The organism is Amycolatopsis sp. NPDC052450 (assembly GCF_044547565.1).
GTDB lineage: Bacteria > Actinomycetota > Actinomycetes > Mycobacteriales > Pseudonocardiaceae > Amycolatopsis.
This window is the reverse complement of the sequence record NZ_JBIUAQ010000011.1, coordinates 24,945-40,367: the sequence shown is the minus strand read 5'-3', so window position 1 is coordinate 40,367 and position 15,423 is coordinate 24,945. Positions and strand designations below refer to the sequence as shown.

At 69.7% G+C, this 15,423-nt stretch carries 17 protein-coding genes and 1 riboswitch; of the genes, 7 read left to right on the top strand and 10 right to left on the bottom strand.

Annotated features, from left to right (window positions below; genetic code table 11):
- Positions 1 to 153 precede the first annotated feature (153 nt).
- The 6 genes from ACIHAO_RS19865 to ACIHAO_RS19840 all read right to left on the bottom strand — a co-directional run bounded on the left by ACIHAO_RS19865 (position 154) and on the right by ACIHAO_RS19840 (position 4,764).
- The gene (locus ACIHAO_RS19865; RefSeq protein ID WP_396559811.1) at positions 154 to 804 is read right to left on the bottom strand and encodes a DUF4190 domain-containing protein; all 651 of its coding nucleotides are present in this window, start codon (positions 802 to 804) and stop codon (positions 154 to 156) included.
- A gap of 161 nt (positions 805 to 965) precedes the next feature.
- A complete protein-coding gene (locus ACIHAO_RS19860) occupies positions 966 to 1,850 on the bottom strand; it encodes a hypothetical protein (protein WP_125782202.1) in 885 nt (294 codons plus the stop codon).
- Positions 1,847 to 2,323 (bottom strand): DUF6932 family protein, encoded by a 477-nt coding sequence (locus tag ACIHAO_RS19855; protein ID WP_396559809.1) that lies wholly within the window; start codon positions 2,321 to 2,323, stop codon positions 1,847 to 1,849. Before ACIHAO_RS19855 ends, ACIHAO_RS19860 begins: the two co-directional genes overlap by 4 nt.
- 92 nt (positions 2,324 to 2,415) lie before the next feature.
- Positions 2,416 to 2,850, bottom strand: coding sequence for a hypothetical protein (locus ACIHAO_RS19850; RefSeq protein ID WP_396559807.1), 435 nt, complete (start codon positions 2,848 to 2,850; stop codon positions 2,416 to 2,418).
- A 7-nt stretch (positions 2,851 to 2,857) separates the two neighbouring features.
- Positions 2,858 to 3,574, bottom strand: a complete 717-nt coding sequence (locus ACIHAO_RS19845; protein WP_396559805.1) for a cell envelope biogenesis protein OmpA — start codon at positions 3,572 to 3,574, stop codon at positions 2,858 to 2,860.
- Between the two features lie 341 nt (positions 3,575 to 3,915).
- Positions 3,916 to 4,764 (bottom strand): SGNH/GDSL hydrolase family protein, encoded by an 849-nt coding sequence (locus ACIHAO_RS19840; protein ID WP_396559803.1) that lies wholly within the window; start codon positions 4,762 to 4,764, stop codon positions 3,916 to 3,918.
- A gap of 272 nt (positions 4,765 to 5,036) precedes the next feature.
- Between ACIHAO_RS19840 and ACIHAO_RS19835 the strand changes: the two genes are divergently transcribed.
- Complete coding sequence (locus ACIHAO_RS19835) at positions 5,037 to 5,720, top strand: DUF3159 domain-containing protein (RefSeq protein ID WP_396559801.1); 684 nt, start codon at positions 5,037 to 5,039, stop codon at positions 5,718 to 5,720.
- Positions 5,721 to 5,828: 108 nt separating this feature from the next.
- On the opposite strand, the gene ACIHAO_RS19830 is transcribed toward ACIHAO_RS19835, so the two are convergent.
- Both ACIHAO_RS19830 and ACIHAO_RS19825 read right to left on the bottom strand, forming a co-directional pair.
- Positions 5,829 to 6,779 carry an N-acetylglucosamine kinase gene (locus ACIHAO_RS19830; RefSeq protein ID WP_396559799.1) on the bottom strand — a complete coding sequence of 317 codons (951 nt, stop codon included), beginning with the start codon at positions 6,777 to 6,779 and terminating at the stop codon, positions 5,829 to 5,831.
- Positions 6,776 to 7,819 carry an SIS domain-containing protein gene (locus ACIHAO_RS19825; protein ID WP_125782190.1) on the bottom strand — a complete coding sequence of 348 codons (1,044 nt, stop codon included), beginning with the start codon at positions 7,817 to 7,819 and terminating at the stop codon, positions 6,776 to 6,778. The genes ACIHAO_RS19830 and ACIHAO_RS19825 overlap by 4 nt, the downstream gene beginning before the upstream one ends.
- A gap of 140 nt (positions 7,820 to 7,959) precedes the next feature.
- Between ACIHAO_RS19825 and ACIHAO_RS19820 the strand changes: the two genes are divergently transcribed.
- Positions 7,960 to 8,724 carry a GntR family transcriptional regulator gene (locus tag ACIHAO_RS19820; protein WP_093936492.1) on the top strand — a complete coding sequence of 255 codons (765 nt, stop codon included), beginning with the start codon at positions 7,960 to 7,962 and terminating at the stop codon, positions 8,722 to 8,724.
- Between the two features lie 246 nt (positions 8,725 to 8,970).
- Positions 8,971 to 10,497 (top strand): MFS transporter, encoded by a 1,527-nt coding sequence (locus ACIHAO_RS19815; RefSeq protein WP_396559797.1) that lies wholly within the window; start codon positions 8,971 to 8,973, stop codon positions 10,495 to 10,497.
- A gap of 125 nt (positions 10,498 to 10,622) precedes the next feature.
- Here the strand turns inward: ACIHAO_RS19815 and ACIHAO_RS19810 are convergent, their stop codons facing one another.
- A complete protein-coding gene (locus ACIHAO_RS19810) occupies positions 10,623 to 11,561 on the bottom strand; it encodes a threonine/serine dehydratase (RefSeq protein WP_396559795.1) in 939 nt (312 codons plus the stop codon).
- A 150-nt stretch (positions 11,562 to 11,711) separates the two neighbouring features.
- Here ACIHAO_RS19810 and ACIHAO_RS19805 point away from each other — a divergent pair, with 150 nt between their 5' ends.
- Positions 11,712 to 12,437 (top strand): hypothetical protein, encoded by a 726-nt coding sequence (locus ACIHAO_RS19805; protein WP_396559793.1) that lies wholly within the window; start codon positions 11,712 to 11,714, stop codon positions 12,435 to 12,437.
- Between the two features lie 72 nt (positions 12,438 to 12,509).
- On the opposite strand, the gene thiE is transcribed toward ACIHAO_RS19805, so the two are convergent.
- The gene (gene thiE / locus ACIHAO_RS19800; protein WP_396559791.1) at positions 12,510 to 13,175 is read right to left on the bottom strand and encodes a thiamine phosphate synthase; all 666 of its coding nucleotides are present in this window, start codon (positions 13,173 to 13,175) and stop codon (positions 12,510 to 12,512) included.
- A gap of 30 nt (positions 13,176 to 13,205) precedes the next feature.
- A riboswitch (TPP riboswitch) is annotated at positions 13,206 to 13,313 on the top strand.
- Between thiE and thiO the strand changes: the two genes are divergently transcribed.
- The 3 genes from thiO (at position 13,309) to ACIHAO_RS19785 (ending at position 15,342) form a co-directional block, all read left to right on the top strand.
- Positions 13,309 to 14,382 (top strand): glycine oxidase ThiO, encoded by a 1,074-nt coding sequence (gene thiO / locus ACIHAO_RS19795; protein ID WP_396559789.1) that lies wholly within the window; start codon positions 13,309 to 13,311, stop codon positions 14,380 to 14,382. (Overlaps the previous riboswitch by 5 nt.)
- The gene (thiS, locus tag ACIHAO_RS19790) at positions 14,382 to 14,582 is read left to right on the top strand and encodes a sulfur carrier protein ThiS (RefSeq protein ID WP_005160548.1); all 201 of its coding nucleotides are present in this window, start codon (positions 14,382 to 14,384) and stop codon (positions 14,580 to 14,582) included. Before thiO ends, thiS begins: the two co-directional genes overlap by 1 nt.
- Position 14,583: 1 nt before the next feature.
- On the top strand, positions 14,584 to 15,342 hold the full coding sequence (locus tag ACIHAO_RS19785) for a thiazole synthase (protein ID WP_396559787.1): 759 nt from the start codon (positions 14,584 to 14,586) through the stop codon (positions 15,340 to 15,342).
- Positions 15,343 to 15,423: the final 81 nt, after the last annotated feature.

Below are 15,423 nucleotides of genomic sequence, written 5' to 3'. Positions count from 1 at the left end.
CCGTCTGAAGAGTCGCCAGGAGCGGCTCGTGGCGGTCCGGCCGGTGGAGGTGGGGGCGATACCGGCCGGCCGCCAGGCGGCCCTCGCAATTCGGCACCTGATTGCGATGGTCGCGTACGCGGTCACCCGCAATCAGGTGCCGAATTGCGGGAGTCAGCCGGTGCCGGCGGTGCACAGGGCGATGGTCTGGCCCTTGTTCTCCGCGACCTTCCGGCCGTTGACCAGGATCGAGCAGGCGATCTGGTTGCTGACCGACGAGTTCCGGGTGTCCGCGGTGACGGTGAGCAGGTATTCGCCCGAGTTGAAGGACGCCGTGCCGCGCCATTCGTCGGTGCTGGCCGGGGTCGTCTCGGTGCGCTGGTCGTTGAGCGAGCCGAAGCGGACGGTCGCGCCGCCCGAAGCGCTGACGACGAACTCGACGGTGTTCTTGTCCCCGGCGACGGCCGGGATGTGCAGTCCCGACTCGCCAGTAGCGAAGAAACTGGTGTAGACCAGTAACCCGCCCGCGGCCACCAAACCGGCGATGGAAAGCGCGAGTCCCGCGATCCCCATTCCCTTCTTGTCGGCTTCGCCCTTCTTGATTTTGGTCAAACCGATCACGGAAAGAGTCAACCCGATTACGGCGAGCGGCCATGCGGCGATCCCCGCGACCGGGACGAAGGCGACCCCGAGCGCCGCGAGTCCGACCAGAAAACCCGCGATGACCAGGCCGTTCTTGGGTTTCCGGTGCCTTGTTCCGTGCGCGGCGAACCCAGGCCCATAGCGGGTGGCCGGCGGGTGCGGGAGTGGTGGATCGGTCGGCATACATGCCCTTTCGGAGGCTTCCGTCCGAAGACGTTAACCCATCGTTCGGGGTAATGGCCGAAATTGTTACCTGCCGGAAAAAGTCATCATTCAACGATGATCAAGCGAATACCGACATTTTCTGACGAGAATTGTGGCATCGCCGAATGTCGGAAACCCGATCACTGATCGAACAGGCTGACTTCCGGGGTGATCTCCAGCAGTTCGTGCACCGGACGGCCGCGGCGGCCGTCGATGGTCGTGGTGCGCACGACACGCAGCCGCGCGGTCACCGGCCGGTCCAGGTTCTCCTTGATCTCGTCGAGCAGATCCGGCGCGACCGCGCCCTGGATCGTGCCGCCCGATTCGCGTTCGAGATAGAAGATCCGGCGCCGGGTGCGGACCCCGTCCAGCCTGCCGCTGACCGTCTCGTAGCCGACGGCCTCCCGCGACTCGCGCAGGCTCCCGGACAGGATCCTCGCCTGCTCGGTGGTCATGCTGCGGGTCAGCTCGTCGCCGGCGGTCGGGGTCAGCGCCATGCCGATCCCGGCGTGTTTGCTGACCGCGTTGACGATGTCGCTGACCGCGTTGCGGACGGTGTCGCGCTGCAGCAGCACCGCGTCCAGCGCGCCGTCGTCGGAGCCGTTGGCCGGCAGGAAGTCGCACAGCTCCTTGACCGCGCGTTCGGACAGCGACTCGAGCCCGTCGTGGATGAGCGCGTCGTCGAGCGCCGGCTCGGGGAACCCGAAGAAGATCGCGTTGCCCGCCTGGCCGCGCTGGATCAGCGGGGCCTTCTCCCGGTCCGCGGGCTGGACGAAGGTCACCTCGCCCGACGGGTTGCGGATGATGTGCCCGATCTTCGCCGTCGCGTCCTGCAAGGCGCGGCTGATGTCGGAGAAGGTGTACGCGTCCAGATGCGACTCGCCGAGCACGGACACGCGAAGCAGCGGCGAACGCGACGTCCGCTCGAACTTCGCGTACGCGGCCATCGCCGACGCGCGGGCGAGGTCGTCGAGCCAGGTGCCGCCGGGGATCTCGTCGGCGATACGCCGGAATTCGTTCCTCACCAGATCACTTCCGGGATTCCCCTGCCATCCGATGCCCACACTTCCTCCCAGATCTCCTCGTCGCCGGGGCGGCAGAGGAAGCCGTCGAGCATCCCGCCGACGGGCTGGACCTGGTCGAGATACATGGCGGGCTGGCCGACGATGACCCCGCGCAAGGTCAGCAGCCCGTACAGCGCCGAGCGGCCCGCGTCGTCGAGCCGTTTGAGCGCGCCCCATTCGTCCGGGATCAGCACCACGTCGAGCCCGATCGGCGCGTGCGGGGTCCTGGCGGTCAGATCGCCGCCGATCCACGCGCGGCCGGTGGGCATGATCCGCCGGGCGACACCCAGGTAACTGTTCAGCGCGCTGAACAGGATCTCGCGGTCGTTCTGATGCGGCGCGTCGAACACCAGCCGCTCGTAGACATCGGCCAGATCGGCGGGATGGCGGCCCGGAGGCAGCAGGTTGTGCGGCGTCCAATAGGGGAGCGCCAAATCGGAGCCTCCTTCGTGTGCCGGAGCTCTCGATCGAAGAAACGTATCCGGCGTCACGCTCACAGTGCGTAGCCGAATTTACCAGGCGGGTGTCAGCCGCCCTGCCCCGGCCGGTGCTCGGGCGCGCGTCCGGCGGGCGGCCAGTCCTCGTCGCTCGGCCAGACCGGTTCGGGTTCGTGCCCGCTCTCGCCGTTCTTGGCGGCCGGTTCCGGCTGCTCCGGGTGGTAGCCGTGCACCAGCTCCGGGGTCAGCTGCCCCTCACGGTGGCCTTCCGCCTCCTGGTCGAACGGCTCGTCGTCTTCGTGGATCCGCGCGGGCGGGATGAACTGCGTCCGTTCGGTGGACAGCAGTTCGGGCACGGGTTCGGGCTCCGGTTCGGGCGCGACGGCGCGGACCAGCTCGTGCGCCACCGGTTCGGCGTCCGGACGCTCACGTCGTTCGCCGCGCATCAGCAGCCAGGTGACACCACAGCCGAGGGCGAAGGCGATGAGCAGCCAAAGCCAGATCTGCCCGAAAAGCCAGAGCATTCAGCCATCACCTCTGTTCTGCCGTGATGTCGACGCGGCGGCCCTCGCCGCTCGCGCCGTCGGAGTTCCTGCGCTGGGTGGAGTACGCCTGGTCGCGTTTGACCCCGTTGCGCTCCAGCAGCCGCTCCACCGTCAGCGCCCGGTTCAGCGCGAGCCGCCGGTCCGAACCGGTCGCCACCTGCCCGGTGATCCGGAACCGCAGATCGGCGGGGGCGTCCGTGAGCAGCTTCGCGATCTCCAGCGCGCCGCGCTCGCCGTCCGCGGTGAGTTCGGCGGTGTCCGGTTCGAACGTGATCGGCGTGGCCGTCAGCAGGCGGTCGAGCTCGGCCTGGAACCCGGCCTTGTCCGCCGGCTTGGCCGAGGTCGGCGTCGGGCTCGGCGATGGGCTCGGCGGCGGCTGGCTCGAGGGTTCGCCGCTGGTCGTCACCGGGCCGGCGGGCGGGGCGGTGTCACCGGAGATCTCGACCGTCCGGACCCCGTCGATCCGCTGGATGGCGTCCATCGCCTGCGCGGCCTTGTCCGGCGGGAAGCCGGCGAGGTTCGCGTCGCGGCCGGAGAAGCTCACCTGGCCGCCGGAGACGCCGACGTCGGCGAGCGCCTCCTTCGCGCGCGCCGACAGCTCGGCCTCGATGTCGTCCGAGGCCGACCAGACGGTGATCGCCGTCAAGGCGAGCGTGACCAGCAGCGCTGTAGGCAGCAAGCGGCTCCAGCGTGTACCGGGCATGAAGGGACTGTAAGCCGCGTTCGGCCGGTTAGCGAACCGGCTTTCGTCACGTTCGGCCTAGTGCTTCGCCACCTTCAGGGCTGCTTCGCGAGAGGCGGCCGCACGTCTCTGGCCTGCGACGTCGAGGGAGTCCGGGAAGAGCGCCAGACCGCGCGCCAGCGCCGGCGCGGGTGCACCGGACGGTCAGTACATGACCCTTCTGGGTGACACCGATCGAGGGTGCGGGGTGGGTCCGAAGTCCGTGAAGGACTCCTTGAGGGACCCAGAGTCCCTCAAGGAGTCCTTCACGGACCGCGGTCCCGCGATCAGCCGAACCCGGCAGGTACCTGGGCCGCCGGCGTTCAGCTCGCGTGGTGCTGGATCTCCCGCGCCGGGCGCAGCTGCTCCGCCGGGAGCGAGACGCCCGTCGCGTCGATCTGCTCCAGCGGGAGCAGCGGCGCGAGCTGGGGGCGCTTCGGGGACAGGCCGTCGCCCATGGACTCTCCCTTGAGCTGACGCCGGATCCACGGCAGCAGGTGCGCCTTCGTCCACTCGAGGTCGGAGCGGCGCGAAGTGATCCAGGTACTCGGCTGATCGGACGCCGGCCACGGCTCACGCCAGTCGTCGGCGGCCGGGACGCCGAGGACCTCGGCCGCGCGCAGCGCGATCCGCCGGTGGGCCTCGGGGGTGAAGTGCAGCCGGTCGTCGCTCCAGGCGCGGCGGTCGTGCAGCGGGGCCATCGCCCACATGTCGACCATCTTGGCGCCGTGCCGGTCGGCGATCGCCCACAGATGCGCGTTGTAGATGCCGACCTTCCCCCGGAGGACGTGCATCACGGACAGGTACTTGGTGTCCGGCCCGTTGAAGATGAGCACCGGGATCCCGGCCTCGCGCAGCTTGGCGACCCCCGCCTCCAGCCGCGCGGCGACGGCGTCCACGTCCGCGCCGGGCACGATGATGTCGTTGCCGCCCGCGCACAGGGTGACCAGGTCGGGCTTCACCGCCAGCGCGATCGGCAGCTGCTCTTCGAGGATCTCGTCGAGCATCTTCCCGCGGAGGGCCAGGTTCGCGTACTGGAAATCGGGCCTGCCTTCGGCGAGGATCTCCGCGAGCCGGTCCGCCCAGCCCCTGAAGGTGCCGTCGGGCAGGTCATCGTTGAGTCCTTCGGTGAAGCTGTCACCGATCGCCACGTAGCTGTCGAATCCGTACACGTTGGGTCCCCTTCCGTCCGTGTGCCCCCGGTGGTACTTGTACACCACAACTAACAGCTGAGAGTGCCCCTGCAATCCCACCTCAGCGAAACCCGTGGTTCAGGCCGTTGACACAGTCTCTTATTTTGTCGGACGTCCCTGCATCCCCATTACCGGGATCTACACGTCTGCGCAGCGCAGATTCCCCTCAAGTGGGCGTAAACCGGACAGTGTATGTGGCGAACGTCTCCCCGCCCGGGTGTTCGGGGTCATGGATCCGGCAGGCTGTAAGGGTGACCTCACGACCCCCGCGCGAGTCGCTCGCCCAGATCCTCGGCGGGCGGCGTGGCGCCATCGACGCGAGCATCCCGCCCGCGGCCTTCGTCGCCGGCTGGCTGATCGCGGGCCAGTCGATCGCCTGGGGCGCCGGGGTGGCCATCGGGGTGGCGGTGCTGCTCGGGGTCTACCGGGTCGCGCGCGGTGACAAGGCCCGCGCGGTCGTGGTGAGTCTCGCCGCGGTGATCGCCGCCGCGCTGATCGCCCTGCACACCGGCCGCGCCGAGGACTTCTTCCTCATCCAGCTGCTGTCCAATGTGGCCAGCGCGCTGCTGTGGGCGGCCAGCATCGTGGTGCGGTGGCCGTTGCTCGGTGTCGTGGTCGGGCTCGTCATCGGGCAGAAGACCCGCTGGCGCCGCGACCCCGCGTTGCTGCGCGCGTATTCGCGGGCGAGCTGGGTGTGGGTCTTCCTGCAGTACACGCTGCGGGTCGCGGTGTACGGCTCGCTGTGGTGGAGCGGGCAGGTGGTCCCGCTCGGCATCGCGCGCACGGTGCTCTCCTGGCCCTTGGTCGCGCTGACGGTCGCCGTGAGCGGCTGGGTGCTGTACCGCACGCTGCCCCCGGAACATCCCGGTCTGCGGGTGGTGGAGGAGAACGGGGATCCCTCGGATTCCGAGCCGGACGGGCTACCCAGGACATAAGGCGGCCCCCGGCGAGGGGGGAGGGTCCGGGGGCCGGGTCCTACGGTACCCGGAGTTCGGCCCCGGAGTCGATGGTTTGGTCTTTTCGGGCTTGTTTTGGGTGTTTTTTCAGGATGGCGCCGGTCTCGGCGTGTCTTCCCCATACGCCTCGACGGCGGCGAGCCAAGCGGCACCGAGTACCCCGTCGGTGCTGGTCAGCGCCTCGATCCCGGTCAGTTCGGCACGCACTTTCGCCCCGACCGGGCCCTTCGGCGACAACACACTGCCCACGAGGACGATCGGTGTGGTTTCGCCGGGATCCCGCGCGGCCATGACGTTCGTCACGAGAAGGGCGGCCGCCCGGGTGGTGATCTCGTCCGCCGCGGGGTCGCCTTCGCGGTCGGCCTCGCTCACGAACGGGGCGAACCTGGCGAGCCGGATCGGCGCCTCGGAGTTGGCGCTCGTGACGAGCGCGTGCCGCAGCGGCGCCCGGTCGCTCGCGGGGTCCACTGCGGACGGTCCGAGCGCTTCGGCGAGAACGGCGCGCGCGAGCGGGCCGAGTTCGCCGCCGCGGCTCAGAACATCCAAAGTGGAGCGAACGGCTTCCCTGCCGAGCCAGTACGCGGAACCTTCGTCGCCGAGCAACCAGCCGTAGCCGCCGGCGGTCGAGACCATCCGCCTGCCGCGGATCCGGCCGGCGATCGACCCGGTGCCCGCCACGAGAACCGAACCGTCCGGCGCGGAAGTGGCCGACGCGTAGGCGACTTCGGGATCGGGGACCGTCCGCACCGGACTGATCCCCAGGTCCTTCCAAGCGGCTTCGAAGATCTCCGCGACCGCCGGATCGCTCAGCTTGCTGACCCCCGCCATGCCGACGACGCACGCCTTGGTCGCGGCCGGGTCCAGCCCGCCCAGCGCGCCGGCGATCGCGCTCGCGATCCGCGCGGCGGCTTCCGCCGGCGGATGGGAGTTCGGATTCGCCCCGCCCGCGCGCCCGGTCCCGAGGACGGCGCCGGAGGCGTCGACCGCGATCGCTCGCGTCGACGTGCCTCCGGCGTCCACACCGACGACGTGGGTCACCGGGTCTTGGTCACCTTGAGCAGCCCGCGCGGGCTGTCCGGGTCACCGCCGCGTGCCAGCGAGAGGCCGAGCGCGATCCGCTGGATCGGCAGGATCTCCAGGATCGGGGCGACCTCTTCGGCGGACGGCGCGACACCGATCCGCAGCGCGGCGGGGACGTCGGCCGAAGCGGAGCCGACCGCGAGCACGTCCGCGCCGCGTTTGCCGACGGCTTCGAGAACCTCCTGCATCGCGCCGACGCCGTGGCCCTGACTCGTCACGGCCAGCACGGCGGTCTCGCCGTCGACCGCGGCGACCGGACCGTGCAACAGGTCCGCGCCGCTGTACGCGCGCGCCGCGAGGTAGCTGGTTTCGGCCAGCTTCAACGAACCTTCCAACGCCGTGGCATAGGAGTAGCCGCGGCCCGTGGTGAGCACCCGGTCGACGAAGCGGTAGCGGTCCACCGCGCGCTGCACGCCTTCTTCGGAGCCGTCGAGGGTCTGCTCCGCGAGCTCGCCCAGCTTCTTCGCGTCCTCACCCTTGCCGCCGCGGACCGCGTCGATCAGAAGGTAAAGCGAAAGCAAGGTGGCCGAGTACGTCTTCGTGGCGGCGACGGCCTTTTCCAGCCCCGCGCCGATGTCGACACCGAGTTCGGCGGCGGCGCGCAGCGGCGAGGACAGGGTGTTGGTGACCGAGACGGTCAGCGCTCCCTGGCGACGCGCGGTTTCGGTGACCTCGATGAGATCCGGGGAACCACCGCTTTGGCTTACTGTGATGAAGAGAACGTCCCGCAGATCGGGACGGGCGCCGTACAAAGTCGCGGTGGAGGGCGAGACGAGACCGCAGGGGAGACCGAGGAGTACTTCGATCAGGTACTTCGCATACAGGGCGGCGTGGTCGCTGGAGCCGCGGGCGGCGAGCAGTGCGAACCTGGGCGGGCGCTTGGAGATGGCTTCGGCCACCTCGGCGATTTCGGCCTGTCGCTCCACGATTCCTGCCAGAATGGCGGGTTGCTGGGAGATCTCCGCGGCCATGTGCTCGCCGGGGCGCTGTTCGGTCATCTCGTTCCCTTCGACCGGGACGTACTTCGTCCCCCGAGTAGGTCTAGACCAATGCTAGCCCGAATGGACGTTTGTGGAGAAGGGTACGTTTCCTAGCGGGGACGGTGCGCGTTCGAGTGGGAAGGCTTAGGGAGTCGGTCATGTTGGAGACAACCACCGCGAGTGAGGCGGGCGCTACGGCAGGGATGCGCGGACAACGCGAACCCAAGTACTGGGCGCTGAAACAGCATCTGCTCGATCTGCTCGACGCGTTGCCCCCGGGTTCGCCGATTCCGACGGAACGGGCGCTCGCGGGAGAATTCACCGTTTCGCGCACCACGGTCCGGCAAGCTCTCGCCGACCTGACCGCCGAAGGCAGGCTCCACCGCGTACAGGGCAAGGGCACCTTCGCCGCCGAGCCGAAACTCGCGCAGCGCCTCCAGCTGTCGTCCTACACCGAAGACATGCGCAAGCAAGGCCTCAAACCGTCGTCGAAGCTCCTCGAGATCGACGAACTACCGGTCGAGGCCGACCTCGCGAAACTCCTCGGAATCCGGGTCGGCGCGAAAATCCTTCGCCTTCGCCGTCTCCGGCTGGCCGATTCGCAGCCCATGGCACTCGAGACCACGCATCTCCCACTCGGCCGCTTCCGCGGTTTGCGCAAACACGTTTCCGCAGGTGGCTCGCTGTACGCGGTACTGAGGGAGCACTACGGCGTCGAGCTCGAAAGGGCCGAGGAAACCATCGAGACCGCCCTCGCCGGACCGCATGAAGCGGAGATGCTCGGCGCCGACGTCGGAATGCCGATGTTGCTCCTTTCGAGGCATTCCTTCGCCACCGACGGAAAACCGGTCGAGTTCGCCAGGGCGATCTACCGGGGTGACCGTTACAAGTTCGTCACCACGCTGTTGCCTGAGGCGCGCTGACGGAAACATTTCGCAGGGCGCTGGACCGAAGAGAACTCCCGGTGATCTCGAAGGGCGCCCTACAAAATGTTTCCGTGGCCTTCGGCCGAAAGAGGGCGCGCCTGTGCGGACTCCCCGTCCGCGCTGACGCGCGTTCGGGGAGTCAGGTCCGCCGGTTCCAGTGGTTTCGGTCCTTTGATTCTCTGACGTGTCAGGTAATTTGCCGCTCTGGTGGCTGTGGGCGTGGTGGCGTGATTCAGTCGTCTTATGAGTGACGGGGTGGCGACGGGGATTCGGTGGGGGACGCCGGTGGCGCGCGGCGTACTCGCGACGACCATCGTCGGCTCGGGCATGGCGATGCTCGACGGGACGATCATCAACGTCGCCCTGCCGAGAATCGGCGAAGAACTCAAGGCCTCCGTCGCCGGCCTTCAATGGATCCTCGACGGCTACCTGCTCGCCCTCGCCGCGCTGATCCTCGTCGCCGGATCACTCGGCGACCGCTACGGCCGCCGCCGCATGTTCCTCGTCGGCGTCGTCTGGTTCGGCATCGCCTCCGGGCTGTGCGCCGCCGCGACGACGACCGAGATGCTCGTCGCCACCCGGATCCTCCAGGGCATCGGGGGAGCTTTGCTCACGCCCGGCTCGCTCGCGATCCTCCAAGCGTCCTTCGCCCACGAAGACCGGGCCCGCGCGATCGGCGCCTGGTCCGGGCTCGGCGGCATCGCGGCCGCCATCGGCCCGCTGCTCGGCGGCGTGCTCGTCCAAGTGTGGTCGTGGCGGCTGGCGTTCCTGATCAACCTGCCGCTGGCCGCCGTCTGCGTCCTGCTCGCCCGGCGCTACGTGCCCGAGTCCCGCGACGAGGAAGCGACCGGGCGTCCCGACTTCCTCGCCGCCGCCGTCGGCGCGATCGGGCTGGCCGGACTGACCGGCGCGCTCGTCGAGGCGCCGGGACGCGGTATCGGTGACGTCGTCGTTTTGGTGGCCATCGTGCTCGGCGTCGCCGGGCTGGTGTCGTTCCTGGTGATCCAGCACCGCTCGGCCGATCCGCTGGTGCCGCCGAAACTGTTCCGCGACCGGACCTTCAGCCTCGCCAACGCGCTGACCTTCGTCGTCTACGCGGCACTCGGCGGCGTGATGATGCTGATGGTCATGCAGTTACAGGTGTCGCTGGGCTATTCGCCGACCGCGGCCGGCCTCGCCGGGCTGCCGATCACCGTCATCATGCTGCTGTTCTCCGGCCGGTCCGGCGCGCTCGCGCAGAAGATCGGGCCGCGTACGCAACTGGTCGCCGGCCCGATCCTGGTCGGCGTCGGGATGCTCCTGCTGATGCGCGTCGGGCCGGGATCTTCGTACCTCGGTTCGGTGCTGCCCGCGGTCGTCGTGTTCGGCGCCGGACTGGCGACGGTCGTCGCACCGGTGACCGCGACGGTGCTGGCCGCCGCGCCGGACCGGTACGCCGGCGTCGCCTCCGGGGTCAACAACGCCATCGCCCGGTCCGGTGGCCTGCTCGCGATCGCCGTGCTGCCCGCCGTCGCCGGACTGTCCGGCGCCGCCTACACCGATCCGGTGGCGCTGACCGCGGGCTGGCGGACGGCGTTGCTCGTCTGCGCGGCACTCGCGATCGGCGGCGGCCTGATCGCACTCGGCATCCACAACGGTGTCCTCGACACGCCTTCCGCACCCGAAACCGCCGAGACCTCCGACGCCGCCGAGTCGCCTCACCCCGGTGAATGTCTCCACTGCGGGGTCGACTCGCCGCCGACGCACGTCCGCCCCGCCGGACACACGTGATCAGACGCGTAACTCACGTGCTTGAAGCCGTAACTCGCGTGATTGAAGGCGTAACTCACGAGTTACGCCTTCAATCACGCGAGATACGGCTCTAATCACGCGAGTTACGGCGCGGGACACGCGAGTTACGCCAGCAGGGTGGCCAGGGTCGCCGGGTCCAGGTTGCCGCCCGAAACGACCGAAATGACTTTGCCGGGCGGGAGCGCGTCGCGGTGCGAGAGGAACGCCGCGGTCGCGGTGGCGCCGCTCGGCTCGGCGATCAGGCGGGCGCGGTGCGCCAGCGTCCGGACGGCCTCCCCGATCTCCGCCTCGGAAACGGTGATGACGTCGTCGAGCACCGCCTGGAGGTGGGCGAAGGTCAGATCCGACGGCTGGGCGCGCAGGCCGTCGGCGCTGGTCCGTGCCCGCAAGTCCATCGGCCACTCGATCCGCCTGCCCGCGCGGAAGCCCTCGGCGGTGTCGGCCGCCAGTTCCGGCTCAACGCCGATGACCTTCGCGCCGGGAAGCAGTTCCTTGATCGCCGTGCCGACGCCCGAGGCCAGCCCACCGCCGCTGAGTGGAACGAGCACGACGCCGGCGTCCGGCAGGTCTTCGGCGATCTCCAGGCCGACGGTGCCCTGTCCGGCGATGACGTCGCGGTGGTCGAACGGCGGGATCATGGTGAGTCCCCGCTCCTCGGCGACGGCGAGCGCGGAGGACTCCTGAGCGTCGATCGGGACCTCGATCACTTCGGCGCCGAGCGCCTTGGTGGCTTCGATCTTGGCGCGCGGCGCGACATCCGGAATGAGGATCACCGCGTGGATTCCGAATCGCTTCGCCGAGTAGGCGACCGCTTGCGCGTGGTTGCCACTGGAGAACGCGACGACACCGCGGGCACGCTGATCTTCGTTCAACGCGGCGATCGCATTGTACGCCCCGCGCACCTTGAAAGCGCCGATCGGCTGAAGGCTTTCCGGTTTGAGCCACAACGGCGCCCACGTTTGTTCCAGTAACGGTGTGCGCACCGCGACGCCTTTGACACGGCTCGCCGCGTCGCGGATTTCCTCGATCGATACCAGGTCCATACGGCCGATTATGTCAAGGAGTCGTGAACCGTGGACAGTCCTTTTTGGACAGAGGGCGTGGCGCTCCTCACGTGCGGACAACGAAGGGAGCATCCCGTGCGCCTTACTCGTTAGGACTGGGTGAGGACCGACTAGCTGCAGAACGGGATCATGACCAAGGAGACTTCCGAGAAGGACACCGAGAAAACCGAAAAGACGGAAAAGCAGGGCCGGATCGTCCAGGTGACCGCGGCCGCGATGGCCGCGATCACCGCCGCACTGCTGGGTTCCACGCTCGGCGTCGCCGGAACGGTGGCGGGTGCCGGGCTGGCGAGCGTGATCACCACGCTCGGTGGCGAGCTGTACCTGCGTTCGCTTCAGCGGACGAAGGACGCGGCGCTGAAGGCGCGTGTGGTGCTGACCGTGCCGGGACGGCGCCGGGTGCTCGACCCCGGCGAGCAGGAAACCGTCCGGTTGAAGCCGTCCGAGGACGAAGAGGAACCGTCGGGGCGGAAGTTCAAGCCGCGCTGGGCGGTGATCGCCGGGGTCAGCGTGGCGGCGTTCGCGGTGGCGCTCGTCGCCATCACCGGCTTCGAGGGGGCGACCGGCAAGACCTTCGGCGGCGGCACCGGGACGACCATAGGGAAGATCATCGGCGGCGGGCAGGCCCAGGAACGCCAGGACAAGCACGACACCCCGCCGGCGACGACCCCTTCGGAGACTCGGGACGACCAGCCCGAGAAGACGCCGTCGACCACGCCGACCCCGTCGACGACGCCCACCACTACGCAGGCGCCCCCGACGACGCCGACCGCGCCGTCAACGACGCCTTCGACCTCGCAGGCGCCCCCGACGACCCCCTCGGCCCCGCGTGCCTCGAACACCCCCGCACCCTGACCCCTCCCGCAATTCGGCACCAGGTTGCGATAGTTCGCATCCCCGACTACCGCAACCAGGTGCCGAATTGCGTCAGGGGAGGGCGGAGCGAAGCGTGCGAGCGGCCGCTTCGGGGTCTTCTGCCTCGGTGATCGCCCGGACGACGACGATCCGCGACGCGCCGGCGTCCAGCACCTCGGGCAGCCGGTCGGCGTCGATCCCGCCGATCGCGAACCACGGTCGCGACGTCCCCAGTGCGGCGGTCGAGCGCACCAGGCCGAGCCCCGGGGCGTCCCGGCCCGGCTTCGTCGGGGTCGGCCAGCATGGGCCGGTGCAGAAGTAGTCCACGCCGTCCTCCCCTGCCGCGGCCTCGGCCTGTTCGGCCGAATGGGTGGACCGGCCGATCACGACGTCTTCGCCGAGGACCCGCCGGGCGAGTGACACCGGGATGTCGTCCTGGCCGAGGTGCAGCACGTGCGCGCCGACGGCGAGCGCGACGTCCGCGCGGTCGTTCACCGCCAGCAGCTTGTCGTGCTTCGCGCACGCCTCGGCCAGCACTTCCAGTGCGGCGATCTCGTGTTTCGCCTCGATCGGGGCACCGCCGGTCTTGTCCCTCAGCTGGATGATGTCGACGCCGCCCGCCAACGCCGCGTCGGCGAATTCGGCGAGATCGCCGCGGCCGGACCGGGCGTCGGTGCAGAGGTACAGGCGGGCGTCCGCGAGCCGGGCGCGGATCAGCGAACCAGACAGGGTGGGCATGGCGGCGACGGTACCCGCGCGCTACGGTGGGGTGGTCCGCACGGGAGCCCGAGGACGGGCTGAGAGGGAGCCGAGACCGCTCCGACCGTGGAACCTGATCCGGGTCATGCCGGCGCAGGGAGCGTGATCGCACATGAGGGAACTTTCGGTTGTCGGCGGCGGGGTCATCGGCCTCTCGGTCGCTTGGCGCGCGTCCGCGCGCGGCCATCGCGTCACCGTGTACGACCCCGAGCCGGGGCGCGGCGCGTCGTGGCTCGCGGGCGGCATGCTCGCGCCGGTCACCGAGGCCTGGCCCGGCGAAGAGGACGTCCTCGCACTCGGTGAAGCGTCGCTTCGGCGCTGGCCGGATTTCGCCCGTGACCTGGCCGAAGAGGGCATCGATCCGGGTCTTTCGCCGCACGGCACGCTGGTCGCCGCGCTGGACAGCGCCGACGCGGGCAACCTCGAGATGCTCGCCGCGTACCTCACCGAACTCGGCCGCGAGGTCGAGCAGCTGACCGGCCGCGAGGCCCGCCGCGCCGAACCCGGCCTCGCCGGGTCCGTCCGAAGTGGACTGCTGGTACCCGGCGATCTGGCCGTGGACAACAGAAGGCTGCTGCACGCGCTCGCACACGCCTGCGGCAGGCACGGCGTCGAGTTCCGCCACGAGACGGTCACGGATCTCGAAACCCTCGAAGGCGGCGTCGTCCTCGCCGCGGGCGCCTGGACCGGACGCCTGCACCCCGCGCTCGCCGGCGCCGTCCGCCCGCTGAAGGGTGAGATCCTCCGCCTCCGGCCGCGGCGGGGCTGCCTGCCGCCACCGAAACGGACCGTCCGCGCGATGGTCGAGGGCCGCCCGATCTACCTCGTCCCGCGTGACGACGGCCAGCTCGTACTCGGCGCGACCCAGTACGAGGCGGGTTTCGACGAGACCGTCACCGTCCGGGGCGTTCGTGAGCTGCTCGAAGGCGCGGAGCGGGTCTTCCCCGGCATCACCGAGTACGAACTCGTCGAGACCGCCGCCGGGCTTCGCGCTGCGAGTGTCGACACGATGCCTTTCATCGGTGAGCTGGGCGAAGGCGTCTTCGCCGCGACAGGTCACCATCGCAACGGCCTCCTGATGGCCCCGGTCACCGCGGACGCCGCGGTCGCCTGGCTGGACGGCGTGCCGTTGCCGGACGAGGTCGCGGCGGCCACGCCGTCGCGGCGAAGCGAGGAGCGGGTGTGATGGAGATCCAGGTCAACGGCCAGTGGCGTGAATTCCCCGACGGGACCACCGTCGAAGGCGTATTGGAGGCACTGGGCACGGCGACGAAAGGTGTCGCGGTCGCGGTGGACGGCGTGGTCGTCCGGCGCGGCGAATGGCCGGAAGCGGTGGTGCGCAAGGGCGCCAGCGTCGACATCCTCACCGCTGTGCAAGGAGGCTGACATGAATGGTGACGACCTCGTCATCGGCGAGCACAAGCTTTCGTCGCGGTTGATCATCGGTACCGGCGGCACGTCGAACCTCGCCGTCCTGGAACGCGCGCTGGTGGCGTCCGGTACGGAACTGACCACCGTCGCGATGCGCAAAGCCGACGCCGAAGGCGGCTCCGGTGTTCTCGAACTGCTTCGGCGGCTCGGCATCAGGCTGCTGCCCAACACCGCGGGGTGTCGGACGGCCGCCGAAGCGGTCCTCACCGCCCAGCTCGCCCGTGAAGCGCTCGAAACCGACCTCATCAAGCTTGAGGTCCACGCCGACGACCGCACGCTGCTGCCGGACCCGTTCGAGACCGTCGAAGCGGCCGAACAGCTCTCCGCGGACGGCTTCACCGTGCTGGCGTACACCAATGACGACCCGGTGCTGGCGCTGCGGCTGGAGGAGGCGGGCTGCGCGGCCGTGATGCCGCTCGGCGCGCCCATCGGCACCGGTCTCGGCATCCGGAACCCGCACAACATCGAGCTGATCGTGTCGCGCGCGGGAGTCCCGGTGATCCTCGACGCCGGTATCGGCACGGCTTCCGACGCGACGCTGGCGATGGAGCTCGGCTGCGACGCCGTCCTGCTCTCCACCGCCGTGACCAGGGCCGCGGACCCGGAGCGGATGGCGTCGGCGATGCGGGCCGCGGTCACCGCCGGACGGCTCGCCGCCGGTGCGGGACGGATTCCCCAGCGGTTCTGGGCGCACGCTTCGAGCCCGCCTCGATAACCCTTTTGTACGGTTCACGGCCTTGACAGCGAGCGCACTCCGGTTGCCCGTATGGTTGACGGCACTTTCCGGAGGCGCCCG

What these genes read in the sequence shown, in the direction of transcription:
- ACIHAO_RS19805 (WP_396559793.1), top strand. Translation starts at nt 11,712, where the DNA reads ATGACCAAGGAGACTTCCGAGAAGGACACCGAGAAAACCGAAAAGACG.
- thiE (WP_396559791.1), bottom strand. Translation starts at nt 13,175, where the DNA reads ATGCCCACCCTGTCTGGTTCGCTGATCCGCGCCCGGCTCGCGGACGCC.
- ACIHAO_RS19815 (WP_396559797.1), top strand. Translation starts at nt 8,971, where the DNA reads ATGAGTGACGGGGTGGCGACGGGGATTCGGTGGGGGACGCCGGTGGCG.
- ACIHAO_RS19865 (WP_396559811.1), bottom strand. Translation starts at nt 804, where the DNA reads ATGCCGACCGATCCACCACTCCCGCACCCGCCGGCCACCCGCTATGGG.
- ACIHAO_RS19850 (WP_396559807.1), bottom strand. Translation starts at nt 2,850, where the DNA reads ATGCTCTGGCTTTTCGGGCAGATCTGGCTTTGGCTGCTCATCGCCTTC.
- ACIHAO_RS19825 (WP_125782190.1), bottom strand. Translation starts at nt 7,819, where the DNA reads ATGACCGAACAGCGCCCCGGCGAGCACATGGCCGCGGAGATCTCCCAG.
- ACIHAO_RS19845 (WP_396559805.1), bottom strand. Translation starts at nt 3,574, where the DNA reads ATGCCCGGTACACGCTGGAGCCGCTTGCTGCCTACAGCGCTGCTGGTC.
- thiO (WP_396559789.1), top strand. Translation starts at nt 13,309, where the DNA reads ATGAGGGAACTTTCGGTTGTCGGCGGCGGGGTCATCGGCCTCTCGGTC.
- ACIHAO_RS19810 (WP_396559795.1), bottom strand. Translation starts at nt 11,561, where the DNA reads ATGGACCTGGTATCGATCGAGGAAATCCGCGACGCGGCGAGCCGTGTC.
- ACIHAO_RS19820 (WP_093936492.1), top strand. Translation starts at nt 7,960, where the DNA reads ATGTTGGAGACAACCACCGCGAGTGAGGCGGGCGCTACGGCAGGGATG.
- ACIHAO_RS19785 (WP_396559787.1), top strand. Translation starts at nt 14,584, where the DNA reads ATGAATGGTGACGACCTCGTCATCGGCGAGCACAAGCTTTCGTCGCGG.
- thiS (WP_005160548.1), top strand. Translation starts at nt 14,382, where the DNA reads ATGGAGATCCAGGTCAACGGCCAGTGGCGTGAATTCCCCGACGGGACC.